The sequence below is a fragment of the Acinetobacter lactucae genome (assembly GCF_013344765.1).
Taxonomy (GTDB): Bacteria; Pseudomonadota; Gammaproteobacteria; order Pseudomonadales; family Moraxellaceae; genus Acinetobacter; species Acinetobacter lactucae_A.
Genome location: NZ_JABVBF010000341.1, coordinates 1 through 1,132 on the forward strand (window position 1 = coordinate 1; position 1,132 = coordinate 1,132).

The window sequence follows — 1,132 nt, forward strand, 5'->3', positions numbered from 1 at the left end:
TTGTTATAGCATCCCTTTGAAAGGAAAACATTTTAAATGTTAAGTGCAGTACAACCTAATATTTGCTTTATTGGCAGTAGTAATCTAGCTTTAGCGTTAATAGGAGGATTGGTTTTAAAAGGATTTCAAAAAGAAAAGATACATCTAATAGAAGAGAAGAAAATTAATGATACAAATATGTTGAAGCAAAAAGAAAATGGTTTAAAAAAAGCTGAAATTATTGTGTTGTTATTAGACCCGAAACAATTAAAAGAGATACTTGCGCCGTTTAAAAAATGGTTAGCAAATAAGATCATTGTTTCTATGATGGCAGGTATTGATATTGCGAACTTGTCCTGTTTTACCGGATCAAAAAAAATTGTACGTGTGATTTCAAATCCGCCTGTACTTACGCATACGGGTACGCATGTACTTATTGCTTCAGAGCAAATGGACCAACTTGATAAAGACTTAATTGAGACTCTGTACTCTGCAACAGGGCAGACTTTTTGGGCACATTCTGAAACGCAGACAGACGCAATTATTGCTTTGTCTGGTTCGGGACCAGCTTACTTTTTCTATATTTTAGACAGCATGATCAAGACAGGGGTTTCTTTAGGACTTGATAAACAATTTGCTCTAGATTTAGCACTCCAAGCGGCAAGTGGTGCAGTTGAAATGGTCCGTAAAAGTAATGTCCCGCCAGCGGATCTATGTGGAAAGGTGACTTTGGCTAACGGGATTACCGAATCAGCACTCAGAATGTTTGAGCTAGGAAATGTATCTGATGATATACGTTTAGCCATGAAGGCCGCATATCATCGTAGTAAAGAAATCACTTCAGAAATTACATCTGAGGTGAGTTAGCTATTCTTTAGCAAATTAGGCCTTTAAAAAGTATTCCCAAATCACGAAGCCTAAGCCAAACCCAATAAAAGAGTAGAGGGTAATAATAAAGAATACAAAACTGGCCTTATTTTTTTTCTTCAAAATGTTCATGGCGATGCCTCCAATTCAGATTAATTACATTTTGAAGAAGTGAAGGCTGTAATCATAGATACAGAATTTTTTAAAAAAAATATAACAGAGTTATGATCTGTTATATTTTTTAGGTTTTCCTTAATAAATATTTTAAAATCAATAAATTAAAGAT

Annotated in this window: 2 protein-coding genes; one reads left to right on the plus strand and one right to left on the minus strand. The window is 34.4% G+C overall.

Features of this window, described 5'->3' with window-relative positions; genetic code table 11:
• The first annotated feature begins 36 nt into the window (after positions 1–36).
• Entirely contained in the window at positions 37–846 is an 810-nt protein-coding gene (locus tag HUN22_RS17175; protein WP_174731925.1) for a pyrroline-5-carboxylate reductase family protein, read from the plus strand.
• A 15-nt stretch (positions 847–861) separates the two neighbouring features.
• Here the strand turns inward: HUN22_RS17175 and HUN22_RS17180 are convergent, their stop codons facing one another.
• The gene (locus tag HUN22_RS17180; protein WP_002117441.1) at positions 862–978 is read right to left on the minus strand and encodes a hypothetical protein; all 117 of its coding nucleotides are present in this window, start codon (positions 976–978) and stop codon (positions 862–864) included.
• Positions 979–1,132 lie beyond the last annotated feature (154 nt).

Bases quoted from the DNA above. Each gene is read 5' to 3' on its own strand.
- HUN22_RS17175 (WP_174731925.1), top strand. From the start codon at position 37: ATGTTAAGTGCAGTACAACCTAATATTTGCTTTATTGGCAGTAGTAAT.
- HUN22_RS17180 (WP_002117441.1), bottom strand. From the start codon at position 978: ATGAACATTTTGAAGAAAAAAAATAAGGCCAGTTTTGTATTCTTTATT.